The sequence below is a fragment of the Streptomyces sp. NPDC001668 genome, from assembly GCF_042893155.1.
Classification (GTDB): Bacteria; Actinomycetota; Actinomycetes; order Streptomycetales; family Streptomycetaceae; genus Streptomyces.
The window spans coordinates 135,895-153,364 of the sequence record NZ_JBIAUQ010000020.1; the positions used below are offsets into that span (position 1 = coordinate 135,895).

Below are 17,470 nucleotides of genomic sequence, written 5' to 3' on the forward strand. Positions count from 1 at the left end.
GGCCGGCGGGGGAGCGGCCGCCCCGCGCTTGTCTGCTGGAAGGCCGCCCATCGGTGCCATCGCCGGCGGTCCGCAGGTGGCACCTGTGACGGATCTCCAGGTCGTTCCGGTGGATGCCGACATGCCGTTCCCGGGTGATTCGTCCCACAACATCCACCTCAGCGCTAACCAATGGGTTGCGCTAACTTTCAGTTAGTGCTTTTCTCGGGAGTGTCAGCGGGCTGCCCGTCCCGGGCTGCTCGTTCTTTCCTTCGTTCCAGGAGTACGCGCTGTGACCACCCCTGTCGTTTCCATCGCCTACCACTCCGGCTACGGGCACACCGCCGTCCTCGCCGAAGCCGTCCGGGACGGTGCCGCCGAGGCGGGTGCCGAGGTGCATCTGATCAAGGTCGACGAGATCACCGACGAGCAGTGGGCACTGCTGGACCGCTCGGACGCCGTCGTCTTCGGCTCGCCGACCTACATGGGTACCGCCTCCGGTGCCTTCCACGTCTTCGCCGAGGCGTCCTCGAAGCGCTGGTTCGGGCAGGACTGGAAGGACAAGCTGGCCGCCGGCTTCACCAACTCCGGCTCCAAGAGCGGCGACAAGCTGCACACCCTGCAGTTCTTCCAGATCCTCGCCGCGCAGCACGGCATGCACTGGGTCAACCTCGGGCTGCACCCCGGCTGGAACAACAGCGAAGGCTCCGAGCACGACCTCAACCGCCTCGGCGTCTTCGCCGGCGCCGCCGCTCAGACCAACGTCGACGAGGGGCCGGACGCCGTCCACAAGTCAGACGTCAAGACCGCCGAGCACCTGGGCCGCCGGGTGACGGAGACGGCGCGAGTGTTCCTCCAGGGCCGCGCCGCCTGATCGCCGTCAGGCGAGTGGGAGGGATCCGGCGCCGGCAAGCGGGCCGCGTCGAGGCGGGCGGGGTGCTTGACGGGGCGGGGTGAAGTGCCCCGGTGCGGGCTAGGGCGGGCTAGGGCGGGCTAGGGCGGACAGGGCCGACTCTGTGGCGATTGCCCTGGGCTGACGCCCCCGGCTCGGTCGGCGAAGCGAAATCACTTCTGTGGACCCCGTCACCGGCCCTCCTCCGGCACAGCTCTATACCCCCGCCCCCGTCCCCACCGTGTCCCAATGCCGTTTCGACAGATGAACAGAACCACCGAGCCCTAGCCCGGCATGGTATGTGTGGGAAAAGAGGGTCCTACCCATCTCAAATCACATCCATGCGTCGAGCGGCCAGATTTTCTTCCCACGCCGGGTTGAAGTTTTGTTGATCGCGGGTCGGTTGGTCGCCCCGGCGTCCTACCCTTTAGAGGGTGAAGCAACTGATGTCACTGGAGTCCGAGGTCGATCTGCCCGGGGAAGCCGCGCTTCCTGGCGTGCTGAGCGAGGAACTGCACGCCGAACTCGTACTGTTCCGACGCGACCTGCACATGCACCCGGAGCTCGGCAACCAGGAGTTCCGCACCACCGCGGCGATCAAGGAGCGGCTGGAGCAGGCCGGGTTGAAGCCGCGTGTGCTCGCCGTCGGGACCGGGCTCGTGTGCGACATCGGGGAGTGGGACGGGGGGCGGCCCATGCTCGCCCTGCGTGCCGACATCGACGGTCTGCCCATCCCGGACATGAAGACCGAGTGCTCGTACCGGTCGACCGTGCCCGATCGGGCGCATGCCTGCGGGCATGATGTGCACACCGCCGTGGTGCTCGGCGCCGGGCTCGTCCTCGCCGAGCTCGACAAGAAGGGCCTGCTGCCGCGGCCCGTGCGGCTGATCTTCCAGCCCGCCGAGGAGGTGCTGCCCGGCGGGGCCGCCGACGCCATCGGCTGCGGTGTGCTGGAGGGGGTCGGCAAGATGCTCGCCGTGCACTGCGACCCGCGGGTCGACGCCGGGAAGGTCGGGCTCAGGACCGGTGCCATCACCTCCGCCTGCGACCGGCTGGAGATCTCCCTCGACGGACCCGGCGGGCACACCGCGCGCCCGCACCTCACCACCGACCTCGTCACCGCCGCCGCCCGCGTCGTCACCGACGTCCCCGCCCTCGTCGGCCGGCGCGTCGACACCCGCGCCGGGCTCGCCGTGACCTGGGGGCGGATCGAGTCGGGGCACGCCCCGAACGTCATCCCGCAGCACGCCGAGCTCTCCGGGACCGTGCGCTGCCTGGACATCGACGCCTGGCGGCAGGCGCCGGACATCGTCGTGGCCGCGATCGACGAGGTCGCCAACCTGCACGGGGCCAAGTCCGAGATCAACTACGTGCGGGGCGTGCCGCCGGTCGTCAACGACGCCGACGTCACCGGGCTGCTCCGCGAGGCCATGACCGCCCGGCGCGGCGCCGACTCGGTCGAGAGCACCGAGCAGAGCCTCGGCGGCGAGGACTTCTCCTGGTACCTCCAGCACGTCCCCGGTGCCATGGCCCGCCTCGGCGTGCGCACCCCGGGCGAGCGGACCGTGCGCGACCTCCACCAGGGCGACTTCGACGCCGACGAGTCCGCCATCACCGTAGGCGTGGAGCTGTTCACGGCCGCGGCCCTGCTCGACGCCGCACAGTGATCCCAGCGTGACGGACGGCCCCCTCGGGGGCCGTTCCGCCGACCGGCGCAACATGCTCGTAAGCCAATCGTGCGCTCATCGCAATCCGGGTGTGCGAAGCCCGTAGAGCCTCAGTTCAGACGCTGTTTGCCTCGAATCGATAACGGCTTCGGAGTAGGTCTGTTTCCGACATCTACGCGCGTTACGATGCCGCGAAGCCAACGCCGCAGGGGCGTACAGGCCCGAGCACTGGCATGGTGCTCACATGAAGCGCCGACGAGGCGCTCAGGTCAGGTGAAGGAGCCTCCCGTGCGCCGGGTAGCCAAGCTTTCCGCTGCGTGTATCGCGACCGCAGCACTCGCACTGACTGCCACCGCGTGTGGCAGCACCTCCTCGGAGAACGACAGCTCGTCCTCCTCGTCTTCCTCGGACGGCGGCAAGGGCGGCATCAAGATCGGTCTCGCCTACGACGTCGGCGGCCGTGGTGACCGTTCCTTCAACGACTCCGCCGCGCGCGGTGCCGACAAGGCGGCGAAGGAGTTCGGCGGTTCCATCAAGGAACTCACCGCCAAGAGCTCCGACACCGAGGCCGACCGCGAGCAGCGCCTGACCGACCTCGCCGACGCCGGCTACAACCCGATCGTGGCCGTCGGCTTCTCCTACGCCACCTCGGTCGACAAGGTCGCCGCGAAGTACCCGAAGGTCAATTTCGGCCTCATCGACGCGGTCGCGAACGCCAAGAACGTCGACAGCATCACGTTCACCGAGGAGCAGGGTTCCTACCTGGCCGGTGTCGCCGCGGCGCTGAAGACCAAGAAGGACCACGTCGGCTTCATCGGCGGTGTGGACACCCCGCTGATCAAGAAGTTCGAGGCGGGCTACACCCAGGGCGTCAAGGACACCAACCCCAAGGTCAAGGTCGACGTCCAGTACCTGACCCATGGCTCGGACTTCTCCGGCTTCGCCGACCCCGCCAAGGGCAAGGAGGCCGCGTCCGGCATGCTGGACAACGGCGCCGACGTGATCTACGCCGCGGCCGGTTCCTCCGGCAACGGCTCGATCGAGGCCGTCTCCGGCGTCAAGGGCGCCTGGGCCATCGGCGTCGACTCGGACCAGTACAACATCCCGGGTCTGGCCAAGTTCAAGAACTCGATCCTGACCTCGATGGTCAAGAACGTCGACGTCGGCGTCTACGACTTCATCAAGTCCGTCCACGAGGGCAAGCCGCTGACCGGCAACCAGCTCTACTCGCTCGCCAAGGGCGGTGTCGGCCTGTCCACCAGCGGTGGCTTCATCGACGACATCCAGCCCAAGCTGGACGAGGCGAAGAAGAAGATCGTCGACGGCACCATCAAGGTCAAGACCAGCTGACCTGACGGTTCCCGCCGGAACCCGGGCTCGGCGAAGGGGCCTCGACAGCCCCCTCGCCGGGCCATAACAATGTGGCGACTCTACGCGTGTAGCACGGAGTAGCCGCGCCAAGGCCCGTCCGGCGGATCAGGCCGGCACCAAGCAGCGGTACCTTGTCTGCGCACGTGCCCCCCGTGACACCGGCATGGTCCCCCGGACAGGCCCCAGCGTCGCCGACGCCTGCCCTCCCCTACGCAGCCCCTTTTCCCCGAGGAGAGTGCGCCATCAACGCGTCCAGCCCTCCCGCTGCCGTCGAACTGCGCGGCATCACCAAGCGATTCCCCGGCGTCGTCGCCAACAAGGACATCGACATCACCGTCCGCACGGGCACCGTGCACGCCCTGTGCGGTGAGAACGGTGCCGGCAAGTCCACCCTGATGAAGATCCTCTACGGCATGCAGCAGCCGGACGAGGGCACCATCACGGTGAACGGCGAGACGGTCACCTTCCACACCCCCGCCGACGCCATCGCCCGCGGCATCGGCATGGTGCACCAGCACTTCATGCTCGCCGACAACCTCACCGTCCTGGAGAACGTCGTCCTGGGCGCGGAGAAGCTGTACGGCATCGGCGCCAAGGCCCGCGCGAAGATCAGGGAGATCTCCGACGCGTACAGCCTGAACGTCCGCCCCGATGTCCTGCTGGAAGAGCTCGGCGTCGCCGACCGCCAGCGCGTGGAGATCCTCAAGGTCCTCTACCGCGGCGCCAAGACCCTGATCCTCGACGAGCCCACCGCCGTCCTCGTGCCGCAGGAGGTCGACGCCCTCTTCGACAACCTGCGGGAGCTGAAGGCGGAAGGCCTCACGGTCATCTTCATCTCGCACAAGCTGGGTGAAGTCCTCTCCGTGGCCGACGAGATCACCGTCATCCGCCGCGGCACCACCGTCGGCACGGTGGAGCCGGCCGGCACCACGACCAAGCAGCTCGCCGAGCTGATGGTCGGCAGCGAACTGCCCACCCCGGAGACCGAGGAGTCCACGGTCACCGACGTCCCGCTGCTGAAGCTGGACGGCCTGCGCCTGGCCCAGACCGACCTCGACGGCGTCGAGCGGATCATCCTCGACGACATCTCCTTCACCATCCACAAGGGCGAGGTCCTCGGCATCGCCGGCGTGGAGGGCAACGGCCAGTCCGAACTGGTCGAGGCCATCATGGGCATCCGTGCCCTGAACGCCGGCACGATCGCCCTCGACGGCACCGACATCTCCCACGTCCCCACCCGCCGCCGCCGCGAGGCCGGCGTCGGCTACATCCCCGAGGACCGGCACCGCCACGGCCTGCTCCTCGAGGCCCCGCTGTGGGAGAACCGCATCCTCGGCCACGTCACCGAGAAGCCCAACTCCCGCGGCCAGCTCCTCGACATCAAGGCCTCCCGCACCGACACCGAGCGCATCATCCAGGCGTACGACGTCCGCACCCCGGGCATCGACGTCACCGCGGCCTCCCTCTCGGGCGGCAACCAGCAGAAGTTGATCGTCGGCCGCGAGATGAGCCACGCGCCCAAGCTGCTCATCGCCGCCCACCCCACCCGCGGTGTGGACGTCGGCGCGCAGGCCGCGATCTGGGACCACATCCGCGAGGCCCGCCGCGAGGGCCTCGCCGTGCTGCTGATCTCCGCCGACCTGGACGAGCTCATCGGCCTGTCCGACACCCTGCGGGTGATGTACCGCGGCCGACTGGTCGCCGACGCCGACCCCGCCACCATCACCCCCGAGGAGCTGGGCTCCGCCATGACCGGTGCGGTCACCGGCCACCTGGAGCACGCAGAGGGCTCCGCAGAGGCCTCCGCAGCGGTCTCCGCCGAGGACGACGAGGACGACGCCCGATGAACAAGCTGACCCAACGCATCGACAAGGAGCGGCTGCTCCTCGGCATCGCGGCCCCGCTGCTCGCGGTCGTCGCCGCGCTCGTCGTCACCACCCTGGTGATCCTCGCCACCGGCAAGAACCCGGGTGCCGCGTTCAGCGACATGCTGACCTACGGCTCCGCCAGCGACAGCCAGGTCTACATCCTCAACAAGGCGACGACGTACTACCTGGCGGGCGTCTCGGTGGCCATCGGCTTCCGGATGAACCTGTTCAACATCGGTGTCGACGGCCAGTACCGCATCGCCGCGTTCTTCGCCGCCGTCCTCGGCGGCGCGCTGACCACGCCGGGCTGGATCTCCATCCCGCTGATCATCCTGTGCGCCATGGGCACCGGCGCCGTGTGGGCGGCCATCGCGGGCATCCTCAAGGTGACGCGCGGAGTCAGCGAGGTCATCTCGACGATCATGCTGAACTCCATCGCCACCGCGATCATCGCCTACCTGCTCCAGCCCGGAAAGCTCGCCGAGCTCCAGGCCGGCGGCACGGTCGTCTCCACCAAGCCGCTGCCGGAGTCCTCGTACTTCTTCCAGATCGACACCGGCGCCGCGGGCGAACTGTGGGGCTTCATCGTCATCGCCGTACTCGTCGGCGTCGCGTACTGGTTCGTGCTCGGCCGCACCCGGTTCGGCTTCGACCTGCGCACCGTCGGCCAGTCCGAGTCCGCCGCCGCCGCGAGCGGTGTCTCGGTGAAGAAGATGGTTGCCACCAGCATGGTGATCTCGGGCGCGGTGGCCGGTCTGATCGGCATGCCGACCCTGCTCAACGACAGCCACCAGTTCAGCAACGACTTCCCCGTGGGCATCGGCTTCACCGGTATCGCCATCGCCCTGCTCGGCCGCAACAACCCGGTCGGCATCGCGCTGGGCGCCCTGCTGTGGGGCTTCCTGGAGCGCACCACCAACCACCTGGAGTTCGAGGGCTACGACAAGGAGATCCTCGGCGTGATCCAGGGCGTCATCGTCCTGTGCGTCGTCATCGCCTACGAGGTCGTACGCCGTTACGGACTCAAGCGCCAGCAGCAGCGGGTCGGCGCCGAGCTCGCCGCCCAGGCCGCAGCCCCGACCCAGAAGCAGGAGGTGGCGTGATGACTGCCACGATGACCGACACGCCGCCCCCCGCGGCACCCAAGGCGGACACCACCCGGTCGGGCCGCTCGCTCGGCCAGATCCTGATGATCGTCGCCGGCGCGCTGCTGCTCATCGCCGCGGTCCGCGTCATCTCCGGCTCCGACCAGCTCACCTCCGACGGCCAGGTCTCCGCCGCGCTCAGCCTCGCCGTGCCGATCGGCCTCGCGGGTCTGGCCGGTCTGTGGTCGGAGCGGTCCGGCGTGGTCAACATCGGCCTCGAGGGCATGATGATCCTCGGCACCTTCGGCGCCGGCTGGATCGGCTGGCAGTCCAGCCCCTGGCTCGGCCTGCTGTGCGGCGTCGGCTTCGGCGTCCTCGGCGGCCTGCTGCACGCGGTCGCGACCGTCACCTTCGGCGTCGACCACATCGTCTCCGGTGTCGCGATCAACCTGCTCGCGCTCGGCACCACCCAGTACCTCGCCAAGCTGTTCTTCGTGGACGGCAAGGCGGCGGCCGAGGGCGGCAACCCCAAGCAGTCCCCGCCCGTGGACTCCCTGCCCAACTTCGACGTGCCGGGCCTGTCCAGCGGCCTGCACTCCATCGAGAACCACCACTGGTTCCTGATCTCCGACATCGCCGGCATCCTCGGCGGTCTGGTCACCAACCTGTCCGTGGTGACGGTCCTCGCGGTCGTGCTGTTCGTCGGCAGCTGGTGGCTGCTGTGGCGCACCCCGTTCGGTCTGCGGCTGCGCTCCTGCGGTGAGAACCCGATCGCCGCCGAGTCCCTCGGTGTCAACGTCTACAAGTACAAGTACATGGCCGTGGCCGTCTCCGGCGGCCTCGCCGGCCTCGGCGGCGCCTTCCTGGCCCTGGTCACCTCGCACACCTACCTCGAAGGCCAGACCGGCGGCCGCGGTTACATCGGTCTCGCCGCCATGATCTTCGGCAACTGGCGTCCCGGCGGCCTCGCCATGGGCGCGGGCCTGTTCGGCTACTCCGACGCGCTCCAGCTGCGCAACGGCGGCGAGACCGTCCACGCGCTGCTGCTCCTGCTGTTCGTGCTGCTGCTGGCGATGGCCGGCTGGAAGCTGTACAAGAAGGCGCACTGGCAGGGCGGCATCAGCCTCCTGGTGGCCGCGGGCGTCCTGGTCTGGTACCTGTTCACCGACGAGGTCCCCAGCGACTTCGTGGGCGCCACCCCGTACGTCGTCACCCTGCTCGTGCTGTCGCTGTCCGCGCAGCGCCTGCGGATGCCCAAGGCGGACGGCATGCGCTACCGGAAGGGACAGGGCAAGTGACATCCCCCGGCGGGGTCGACTGGGAGGCACTGCGGGCCGCGGCCCGAGCCGCCATGTCCCGGGCGTACGCCCCGTACTCCCGCTACCCGGTCGGCGTGGCCGCCCTGGTCGACGACGGCCGCACGATCACCGGCTGCAACGTCGAGAACGCCTCCTACGGCGTCGGCCTGTGCGCCGAGTGCGGTCTGGTCTCGGAGCTGCAGAACACCGGGGGCGGCCGCCTCACGCACTTCACCTGTGTGGACGGCAAGGGCGAGGTCCTCGTCCCGTGCGGCCGCTGCCGCCAGCTGCTGTACGAGTTCGGCGGCCCCGACCTCGTCATGGAGACCCCGGCGGGCATCCTGCCGCTGTCCGAGATGCTCCCGCAGGCCTTCGGGCCGGGGCATCTCACCAAGTAACTCCCGCGCGGCCCCTCCGAGTTGATGATCCTCTACGGCTCGGAGGGGCCGTCGCTTTGAACGTTCGGAAGGAAAGCCACAGCCATGGACGCCATCTCCGTCATCCGCACCAAGCGGGACCGCGGTGAACTCAGCGACGAGCAGATCGACTGGGTCATCGACGCGTACACCCGCGGGGAGGTCGCCGACGAGCAGATGTCCGCGCTCGCCATGGCGATCCTGCTCAACGGCATGAACCGCCGCGAGATCGCCCGCTGGACCGCCGCGATGATCGCCTCCGGCGAGCGCATGGACTTCTCGTCCCTGTCCCGCCCGACGGCCGACAAGCACTCCACGGGCGGCGTCGGCGACAAGATCACGCTCCCGCTGGCGCCCCTGGTGGCGGCCTGCGGCGCGGCCGTCCCCCAGCTCTCGGGCCGCGGCCTCGGCCACACCGGCGGCACGCTGGACAAGCTGGAGTCGATCCCCGGCTGGCGCGCGCTGCTGTCCAACGAGGAGATGCTGAACGTCCTCGACACCACCGGCGCGGTGATCTGCGCGGCGGGCGACGGACTGGCCCCCGCCGACAAGAAGCTGTACGCCCTGCGTGACGTCACCGGCACGGTCGAGGCGATCCCGCTGATCGCCTCCTCGATCATGTCGAAGAAGATCGCGGAGGGGACGGGCTCGCTGGTCCTGGACGTGAAGGTGGGCACCGGTGCCTTCATGAAGACGATCGAGGACGCGCGGGAACTGGCCTCGACGATGGTGGGCCTGGGTACGGACCACGGGGTGAAGACGGTCGCACTCCTGACGGACATGTCGACCCCGCTCGGCCTCACGGCCGGCAACGCCCTCGAAGTCCGCGAGTCGGTGGAGGTCCTGGCCGGCGGCGGCCCCTCGGACGTCGTGGAGCTGACCCTCGCCCTGGCCCGCGAGATGCTCGACGCGGCGGGCGTGCGCGACGCAGACCCGGCGAAGGCGCTGGCCGACGGCTCGGCGATGGATGTGTGGCGCCGGATGATCGCGGCGCAGGGCGGCGACCCGGACGCGGAGCTGCCGGTGGCCCGCGAGCAGCACGTGATCAAGGCCCCGTCCTCGGGCGTCCTGACCCGCCTCGACGCCTACGGCATCGGCGTCGCCGCCTGGCGCCTCGGCGCGGGCCGCGCCCGCAAGGAGGACCCGGTGCAGGCGGGCGCGGGCGTGGAACTGCACGCCAAGCCCGGCGACACGGTCACCGAGGGCCAGCCCCTGCTGACCCTCCACACGGACACCCCGGAGCGCTTCGCGTACGCGCTGGAGGCGATCGGGGGTTCCTACGACATCGGGGCGGCGGGGGCGGACTTCTCGGCGTCGCCGGTGGTGCTGGAGCGGATCGCCTGAGCGCGAGTTCTTTCGGGTGAACGGGGTCGGTGAACCAGCGCCGACCCCGTTCGGCGTGTTGGCTGCCCCCATGGATGCGCTCGAAGGCGACTACTCATGGCCGACACCGAGTGGGACGAACTGGTCTGGGTCTGGCGGCGGACGGACGTACCCAAGGGCTGCCGTGTGGAGATCCTCGCGGGGCTGATCACGGTGACGCCCTACTCGTCCGGGACTCACCACGGCATCGTGGAGCGCATGCAGCGGCGCCTGTACGACGTGATCCCAGCAGGCTGGGGCATCTACCAGTGGCTGGGCATGGCTGTGCCGTCCCGGCTCGGGCTCTACGTCCCCGACCTCGCTGTAGTCCCCCAGAAGGCGCTGCGCGCGGGCGACGAGCCGGTGCCCGCCGGGGCTGCCGGACTCGTCGTGGAGATCACCTCGGAGTCCACCGCGCATCACGACCGGACGACGAAGGCCGCCGGCTATGCCCATGCCGGTGTCCCGCTCTACCTCCTCGTCGACCGCCTGGCCCCGGGCGGACCCACCGTCACGCTGTACGGGGAACCACGGGACGGTGCCTACCGCGTCCTCCGCGCCGGCAAGTCCGGTGACTCGGTCATCCTCCCCGAGCCGTTCGCCCTCTCCCTCGACATCGGAGAATTCGCTCACCCCAACAGCGCCGCGACAACCACCAGGACCGGCACCGACACCACCGTCGACACCAGGATCGAGTCGCGGGCCAGGCGTTCGCCCACGCCGTAGGTCGACGCGTAGGTGTAGAGGTTCTGCGCGGCCGGCAGGGCCGAGGTCACCACCACGTCGAGGAGTTGCGCTCCGTGGAGGCCGAAGACGCCGACCGCCAGCGCCCAGGCCGCTGCCGGCTGGCCCACCGACTTGAGCGCGACCGAGAGCAGGACGAGCTGCCGTTCCGGCCCGCGCCCCGGCATCGTGCTGCCGCACAGGGAGATGCCGAAGGCGAGCAGCACCGCCGGGACCGACATGCCGCCGATCAGGGTCAGGGGGTCCATGACGGGAGCCGGGACCTTCAGACCGGCCGCCGAGACCGCCACACCGGCCAGCGAACCCAGCGCGATCGGATTGCGCAGCGGGGTGAGCAGTCGTCGCCACAGCGGGCCCTTCTCGCCCTCGCCCGACGTCATGTCCAGGACCGTCAGCGCGACCGGGGTCACCCCCACCAGCTGGAACAGCAGCACCGGCGCGACGAGCGAGGCGTCGCCCAGGACGTACACCGCGATCGGGATGCCGAGGTTGCCGGAGTTGACGTAGGAGGAGCACAGCGCTCCGATCGTCGTACGGCCGACTCCCCAGCCCCGCACGACACCCACCGCCACGAAGACGCCCGCCGCCGCTGCCGTGCTCAGCGCCGTCACCAGCAGGCGGCTGGAGAAGATCACCGACAGGTCGGTCCGGGCCAGCGTGGTGAACAGCAGGGCCGGGGACGCCACATGGAAGGCGAGCTTGGTCAGGACCTCACGGCCCTGGTCGCCGAGGTAGCCGCGCAGACCGATGAGATAGCCGACCCCGATGACCACCGCGATGACCGCGAAACCGGTCAGCACTCCCTGCACGGAGACCCCCCGAGGGTGAGGAGGGCGTGGCGTATCCAGGGAGGTGCTGATGGGTGGCGCATACAGGTAACCCTCGGGGGAAGAGGGCACGCAGGTCAACGTGATCCTGCCCGCGCGGAGGGGGCATCGGCCGATGAGTTACGCCCGCCTACCAGGTCTACCGATCGTGGACGCCATGACACCCGCTGTACTCGTGCTGGCCGGCCCCGTCACCCGGGACGAGGTGACGGGGCTGAGCGACGAGGTCCGGGCGCTGCTGCGCACGACCCGGGCCGAAGTCGTGGTGTGCGATGTCGCCGGGCTCGGACCACCGGGGCTCGGCACCGTCGATCTCCTCGCCCGGCTCCAGCTCGCGGCCCGGCGCGCCGGGGGCTGGATCAGACTCCGCGACCCCGACCCCGCGCTACAGGCCCTCCTTGACCTCGTCGGCCTCCGCTTCGAGGTGGAGGGGCAGACCGAACAGCGGGAACCAGCGCTGGGTGTCCAGGAAGAAGTGGAACCCGGTGAGCCGGCCGTCTGAGATCTCCAGCACCTGGACCGCCCACGGGGCGAAGCCGCCCTTCTCCGGATCCGGCTTGTACTGGGCGAACCCCGGCAGGCCGTTGACCTGCACCGGCACCAGGCGGGAGCCCTCGCAGGCCGAGCCCAGGGTCGTCATGAAGCCCGTGATGTCGTCATGGCCCGTCAGCCACAGGTCGAACGGCGGCATCGTCATGATGGCGTCCTCGTGCAGGAGGGCCGTCAGCGCCGTCATGTCGTACCCCTCGAACGCCTTCACATAGCGCTCCAGGAGCTTTTGCTGCTCCTCGTCCAGCGGGTCCGACACGGCCGCGTCGGCGCCGTGCTCCTCCCGCTCGGCGAGGGTGGCACGGGCCCGCTGGAGGGCGCTGTTGACCGAGGCGACGGAGGTGTCGAGCAGCTCGGCGACCTCGCTCGCCTTCCAGGCCAGCACCTCACGCAGGATCAGCACCGCGCGCTGCTTGGGCGGCAGTTGCTGGAGGGCGGCCATGAAAGCGAGCCGCACGGTCTCCTTGGCGACCGCCGCCTCCGCCGGGTCCTCGACGGTCGGCAGGATGCGGCTGTCCGGCATCGGCTCCAGCCAGGTGTGGTCGGGGCGGGGGGAGAGGGCGGCCTGGGCGAGGGGCGTCGACTCGGTAAGGTCCATGGGGCGGGCGCGCTTGTTGCCCGCCGTCAGCATGTCCAGGCAGACGTTGGTCGCGATGCGGTACAGCCAGGAGCGGAGGCTGGAACGGCCCTCGAACTTGTCGTAGCTCCGCCAGGCCCGCACCATCGTGTCCTGCACCGCGTCCTCGGCCTCGAAGGAGGAACCGAGCATGCGGTAGCAGTACCCCGTCAGCTCCGTGCGGTGTTTCTCGAGCCTGACGTCGAGGTCTGTCGTCGTAGCCGTAGCGTCCGTCATCGTCCACCCACCCCTGTGGCCGTGCTGTGTCGCGCCTTTGCGCCCAGTACTCGGAAACTACCGCAGCCCACTGACAACGGCCCCTGGAGCGGACGAACACGCAGGTGGGGGGCCGTGTGAAGCAAACCCTCCGGACAGTCCGATCCCCCCGGTCGACCGACCTCGACCGGGGGGAAGCAAACGCACGGCTCAGGCCGTCGCGAGCCGCTGCTGGGCCCGAGCCGCGCGTGTCCCGAGGACGGTGATCGACACCACGCCGAGCACCGCCAGGAGTCCGACCCCGACCGTCCCGGCCCAGCCGCCCGAGTGGAAGGCGAGCGCGCCGATCGTGCTGCCCGCGCTGGAGCCGATGTAGTAGGCGGACTGGTAGAGCGCCGAGGCCTGGGCGCGGCCGTGGGTGGCCGTCTTGCTGACCGCCGAGGACGCCACCGCGTGCCCCGCGAAGAACCCGCCGGTGATCAGGACCAGGCCCAGCAGGACCAGCCACAGGGAGCCGGAGAGGGAGAGCAGCAGTCCGGCCGCCGTCGTACCGCCCGCCGCGTACAGCGCGCCCCGGCGGCCCAGGCGGCCGACCAGCCGGCCCGCCGTCGACGCGGACACCGTGCCCACCAGGTAGACCAGGAAGATCGAGCCGATGATGCCCTGGGGGAGCGAGAAGGGGGCCTCGGTCAGCCGGTAGCCGATCACCGTGTACACGCCGCCGAACACCGTCATGAACAGCGCGCCGATGGCGTACAGGCGGCGCAGCAGCGGATCACCCAGGTGCTCACGCACCGTGCCGAGCAGCACCCGCGGCCGCAGCGAGCCCGCCACGAAGTGCTTCGGCGCCGGGAGCAGCAGGCGGAACGCCACCGCGCAGGCCACCGCGATCGCGCCGATCACACCGACGGCCACCCGCCAGCCCCACTCCTGCGCGACCCAGCCGGTGATGACCCGGCCGCTCATCCCGCCGACGCTGTTGCCGGCGACGAACAGGCCGATTGCCGTGACCAGCGCCTTCGGGCGGACCTCCTCGGCGAGGTACGCCGTCGCGGAGGCCGGCAGCCCGGCCAGGGCCGCACCCTGTACCGCCCGCAGCACGACCAGCGCGGGCAGCGAGGGCGCGAAGGGGACCAGGATCCCGACCGTCACCGCGACCGCCAGCGAGGCCGTCATGACCGTACGGCGTCCGAAGCGCTCGGAGAGGGCGCTCATCGGCAGCACGAACAGCGCGAGCCCGCCGGTCGCGGCCGCCACCGTCCAGCTCGCCTCGCTCGCCGCGACCCCGAACTCGCCCGAGATCAGCGGGAGGAGGGCTTGCGTGGAGTACAGCAGCGCGAAGGTCGCGACACCGGCGAGGAAGAGGGCGAAGCTCATCCGGCGGTAACCGGGGCCGCCCGGGGTCAGACGGGAATCGACGGCGACAGGAGCGGGGGATACGGCGCCCACGCGGGTGGACGCCTCGGTACTGGCAGGCATGCCTCGAAGTTACGTACGCCCCCTCTCATCCGTCCAATGCATGGATTCGCCATAATCGTTCCCATGGAGCATCAGCAGAGGTCACAGCCGCGCCTGTCACCATCCAGTGACACAGAAGACATGGTGATGTTGCTGGCCCCGCGGCTCGCCCACTTCGCCGGGGTCGCCCGCACCGAGCACGTCACCCGCGCCGCCCAGGAGATGGACGTACCCCAGTCGACGCTCTCGCGGGCCATGGTCCGCCTGGAACAGGACCTCGGCGTCGACCTCTTCGCGCGCATCGGCCGCACGGTCTCCCTCACCCCCGCCGGCCGCACCTTCCTCGGCTCCGTCGAACGCGCCCTCGCCGAGATCCGGCGGGCCGCCGACGAGGTCCGTGCCGACGCCGACCCGGCCACCGGCAAGGTCGCCTTCGGGTTCCTCCACACCATGGGCTCGGAGACGGTCCCGGGCCTGATCCGCGCCTTCCGTGCCGACCATCCGCGGGTCCGCTTCAGCCTGGTCCAGAACTACGGCGAGGCGATGATCGAGCGGCTGCGCGCGGGCGAGCTGGACCTGTGCCTGACCTCCCCGGTGCCGGACGCCCCCGACCTCGTCGCCCGGCGCCTCGACGAGCAGAAGCTGCGGCTCGTGGTCCCCGCCGACCACCCCCTCGCGGCCCGCAGGCGCGTCCGCCTCGCCGAGGCCGCCGAGGAGTCCTTCGTCACCCTGGAACCCGGCTACGGCCTGCGCCGCATCACCGACGACCTGTGCCAGGAGGCCGGCTTCAAACCGAGGATCGCCTTCGAGGGCGAGGAGGCGGAGACGTTGCGGGGGCTGGTGGCGGCGGGCCTGGGCGTCGCCCTCCTGCCGCCCCCGGCCTTCCCCCGCCCAGGAGTCGTGGAACTGACGGTCACGGCCCCTCGGGCGGCCCGCGAGATCGGCGTCGCCTGGCTCGACGGCCACCCGGACACACCCCCGGTGGCCGCCTTCAAGAGGTTCCTGCTGTCGAGAAGGGGCAACCTCCTGCCGTGATCTGCAACCCGCTGCCCTGATCTACCGCCGCCGCCCGAACCCCGAGGCGAGCGGCATCCGCAGCCCCAGCGGCGGCGGAGCGGCGAGCGCGTCCCGCACCGGCCGCGACAGCGCCCGCCCGAACAGCGCCCCCATCACGAAGTCCTCGGTGAGCGCATGCACTTCGGCCCGGTACTGATGCAGTCCGTGTCCGTCGGAGTGCACCTCGAACCGGCACACCTCCCGGTTCGCCTTCTTCGCCCGGGACGCGAGCCGGAACGACAACTCGGGGTCCGTCTGCTCGTCGTTGGTCCCGTGCACGATCAACACCCGCCGCCCCACGAGCTGCTTCACCGGTTCGGGCGTGGCCGCCACATCCTCCTCGGGCAGCCAAGGAGCAACGGCCACCACGGAGTTGACGGCCTCGTGCCCACCCGCGCGCAGTGCCGCCCGTGCGCCCATGTCGACGCCGACCAGGGACACCGGGACGTCGCCGTAGCGCCGTACGACCTCGTCGGCGGCCCAGGTCGCGTCGTGCGCGAGATGCGCCTCGCTGCCGTTCCACCCGCGATAGCGGTAGTGCACCAGGTGGGCCGCCAGCCCGTCAGGGTGCCCCGCGCGGGCGAGCCGCCGTCCCAACGCCCTGACGGCGGAGGGCAGTCGCATCGAGGAGGGCCTGCGCAGAGAGGTTTCGTCGCCGCCCGGGAGGAGCAGCACCACCCCGCTCACCGCCGCCGGCTCCGGGCCGAGTGTCCTGCCCAGTCGGGCGCTGCGCACCGGCGTCGCTTGCTGTGCCATGGCAGAACAGTGTCAGAAGCGCGGGTGTACGACACGGGGCGGGGCGGTCACCGTTACGTATCGGCGGATTCGTACAGCGGGCGCTCTACGCGCGTAGGAGTTAGAGTGCCAGGATGACGAGCCAGACTGACCGGATGGGGAAAGCCCCGAGCCAGGACCAGATCCGCCGGGCACCCAAGGTTCTGCTGCACGATCACCTCGACGGCGGGCTGCGCCCCGGCACGATCGTCGACCTCGCCCGGGAGACCGGGTACACCCAGCTCCCCGAGAGCGACGCGGACCGGCTGGGCGTCTGGTTCCGCGAAGCCGCCGACTCCGGTTCGCTGGAGCGGTACCTGGAGACCTTCTCGCACACCGTCGGCGTCATGCAGACCCGTGAGGCGCTCACCCGGGTCGCCGCCGAGTGCGCCGAGGACCTCGCCGAGGACGGCGTCGTCTACGCCGAGGTGCGGTACGCCCCCGAGCAGCACCTGGAAAAGGGACTGACCCTCGAAGAGGTCGTCGAGGCCGTCAACGAGGGCTTCCGCGAAGGCGAGCGCCGGGCCAGGGCGAACGGCCACCGCATCCGCGTCGGCGCCCTGCTCACCGCCATGCGGCACGCGGCCCGCGCCCTGGAGATCGCCGAACTCGCCAACCGGTACAGGGACTTGGGTGTCGTGGGATTCGACATCGCCGGGGCCGAGGCCGGTTACCCGCCCACCCGGCACCTCGACGCCTTCGAGTACCTCAAGCGCGAGAACAACCACTTCACCATCCACGCCGGTGAGGCCTTCGGGCTGCCCTCCATCTGGCAGGCGCTCCAGTGGTGCGGCGCCGACCGGCTCGGGCACGGCGTGCGCATCATCGACGACATCCAGGTCCACGAGGACGGCACGGTCAAGCTCGGCCGGCTCGCCTCCTACGTCCGTGACAAGCGGATCCCGCTGGAGCTGTGCCCCAGTTCCAACCTCCAGACCGGGGCCGCGTCCTCGTACGCCGAGCACCCGATCGGGCTGCTGCGCCGACTGCACTTCCGGGCCACGGTGAACACCGACAACCGGCTGATGTCCGGGACCAGCATGAGCCGGGAATTCGAGCACCTTGTCGACGCGTTCGGTTATTCGCTCGACGACATGCAGTGGTTCTCCGTCAATGCGATGAAATCAGCGTTCATTCCTTTCGATGAACGACTCGCGATGATCAATGACGTCGTCAAGCCCGGATATGCCGAGCTGAAGTCCGAATGGCTGTTCCAGCAGACCGCCTCCACCAGCGGTTCTGTGGCCGAGGAGAGCTGACCGGGGCAATGGCGGGGTGCGGAATGCGGGCGG

At 70.2% G+C, this 17,470-nt stretch carries 16 protein-coding genes; 12 read left to right on the plus strand and 4 right to left on the minus strand.

The window, feature by feature from the left end:
* The first annotated feature begins 271 nt into the window (after nt 1–271).
* The 9 genes from ACFYZ8_RS40310 to ACFYZ8_RS40350 all read left to right on the plus strand — a co-directional run bounded on the left by ACFYZ8_RS40310 (nt 272) and on the right by ACFYZ8_RS40350 (nt 10,664).
* On the plus strand, nt 272–853 hold the full coding sequence (locus tag ACFYZ8_RS40310; RefSeq protein ID WP_359039582.1) for a flavodoxin family protein: 582 nt from the start codon (nt 272–274) through the stop codon (nt 851–853).
* Between the two features lie 464 nt (nt 854–1,317).
* Nucleotides 1,318–2,538, plus strand: a complete 1,221-nt coding sequence (locus ACFYZ8_RS40315) for a M20 family metallopeptidase (RefSeq protein WP_388541278.1) — start codon at nt 1,318–1,320, stop codon at nt 2,536–2,538.
* 288 nt (nt 2,539–2,826) lie between these two features.
* Entirely contained in the window at nt 2,827–3,888 is a 1,062-nt protein-coding gene (locus ACFYZ8_RS40320) for a BMP family ABC transporter substrate-binding protein (RefSeq protein ID WP_359039584.1), read from the plus strand.
* A 296-nt stretch (nt 3,889–4,184) separates the two neighbouring features.
* The gene (locus tag ACFYZ8_RS40325) at nt 4,185–5,756 is read left to right on the plus strand and encodes an ABC transporter ATP-binding protein (RefSeq protein ID WP_388541280.1); all 1,572 of its coding nucleotides are present in this window, start codon (nt 4,185–4,187) and stop codon (nt 5,754–5,756) included.
* A complete protein-coding gene (locus ACFYZ8_RS40330) occupies nt 5,753–6,880 on the plus strand; it encodes an ABC transporter permease (protein WP_359039586.1) in 1,128 nt (375 codons plus the stop codon). The genes ACFYZ8_RS40325 and ACFYZ8_RS40330 overlap by 4 nt, the downstream gene beginning before the upstream one ends.
* The gene (locus tag ACFYZ8_RS40335; RefSeq protein WP_388541204.1) at nt 6,880–8,160 is read left to right on the plus strand and encodes an ABC transporter permease; all 1,281 of its coding nucleotides are present in this window, start codon (nt 6,880–6,882) and stop codon (nt 8,158–8,160) included. Before ACFYZ8_RS40330 ends, ACFYZ8_RS40335 begins: the two co-directional genes overlap by 1 nt.
* Nucleotides 8,157–8,558, plus strand: a complete 402-nt coding sequence (locus ACFYZ8_RS40340) for a cytidine deaminase (protein WP_388541206.1) — start codon at nt 8,157–8,159, stop codon at nt 8,556–8,558. Before ACFYZ8_RS40335 ends, ACFYZ8_RS40340 begins: the two co-directional genes overlap by 4 nt.
* Nucleotides 8,559–8,642: 84 nt before the next feature.
* Nucleotides 8,643–9,920, plus strand: coding sequence for a thymidine phosphorylase (locus ACFYZ8_RS40345; protein WP_359039592.1), 1,278 nt, complete (start codon nt 8,643–8,645; stop codon nt 9,918–9,920).
* A 96-nt stretch (nt 9,921–10,016) separates the two neighbouring features.
* A complete protein-coding gene (locus tag ACFYZ8_RS40350) occupies nt 10,017–10,664 on the plus strand; it encodes a Uma2 family endonuclease (protein WP_388541208.1) in 648 nt (215 codons plus the stop codon).
* On the opposite strand, the gene ACFYZ8_RS40355 is transcribed toward ACFYZ8_RS40350, so the two are convergent.
* Nucleotides 10,568–11,491, minus strand: a complete 924-nt coding sequence (locus ACFYZ8_RS40355) for an AEC family transporter (RefSeq protein ID WP_388541211.1) — start codon at nt 11,489–11,491, stop codon at nt 10,568–10,570. The two genes, ACFYZ8_RS40350 and ACFYZ8_RS40355, sit on opposite strands and share 97 nt — an antisense overlap.
* A 133-nt stretch (nt 11,492–11,624) precedes the next feature.
* On the opposite strand from ACFYZ8_RS40355, the gene ACFYZ8_RS40360 reads away from it, so the two are divergent.
* On the plus strand, nt 11,625–12,011 hold the full coding sequence (locus ACFYZ8_RS40360; protein WP_388541213.1) for an STAS domain-containing protein: 387 nt from the start codon (nt 11,625–11,627) through the stop codon (nt 12,009–12,011).
* Here the strand turns inward: ACFYZ8_RS40360 and ACFYZ8_RS40365 are convergent.
* The gene (locus ACFYZ8_RS40365) at nt 11,895–12,911 is read right to left on the minus strand and encodes a sigma-70 family RNA polymerase sigma factor (protein ID WP_388541216.1); all 1,017 of its coding nucleotides are present in this window, start codon (nt 12,909–12,911) and stop codon (nt 11,895–11,897) included. The genes ACFYZ8_RS40360 and ACFYZ8_RS40365 overlap by 117 nt on opposite strands.
* A gap of 189 nt (nt 12,912–13,100) precedes the next feature.
* A complete protein-coding gene (locus ACFYZ8_RS40370) occupies nt 13,101–14,369 on the minus strand; it encodes an MFS transporter (protein ID WP_388541218.1) in 1,269 nt (422 codons plus the stop codon).
* A gap of 63 nt (nt 14,370–14,432) precedes the next feature.
* On the opposite strand from ACFYZ8_RS40370, the gene ACFYZ8_RS40375 reads away from it, so the two are divergent.
* Entirely contained in the window at nt 14,433–15,383 is a 951-nt protein-coding gene (locus ACFYZ8_RS40375) for a LysR substrate-binding domain-containing protein (RefSeq protein WP_388541220.1), read from the plus strand.
* A gap of 21 nt (nt 15,384–15,404) precedes the next feature.
* Here the strand turns inward: ACFYZ8_RS40375 and ACFYZ8_RS40380 are convergent, their stop codons facing one another.
* Complete coding sequence (locus ACFYZ8_RS40380) at nt 15,405–16,160, minus strand: alpha/beta hydrolase (RefSeq protein WP_359039606.1); 756 nt, start codon at nt 16,158–16,160, stop codon at nt 15,405–15,407.
* 113 nt (nt 16,161–16,273) lie between these two features.
* Between ACFYZ8_RS40380 and ACFYZ8_RS40385 the strand changes: the two genes are divergently transcribed.
* Entirely contained in the window at nt 16,274–17,437 is a 1,164-nt protein-coding gene (locus tag ACFYZ8_RS40385) for an adenosine deaminase (RefSeq protein WP_359039608.1), read from the plus strand.
* Nucleotides 17,438–17,470 lie beyond the last annotated feature (33 nt).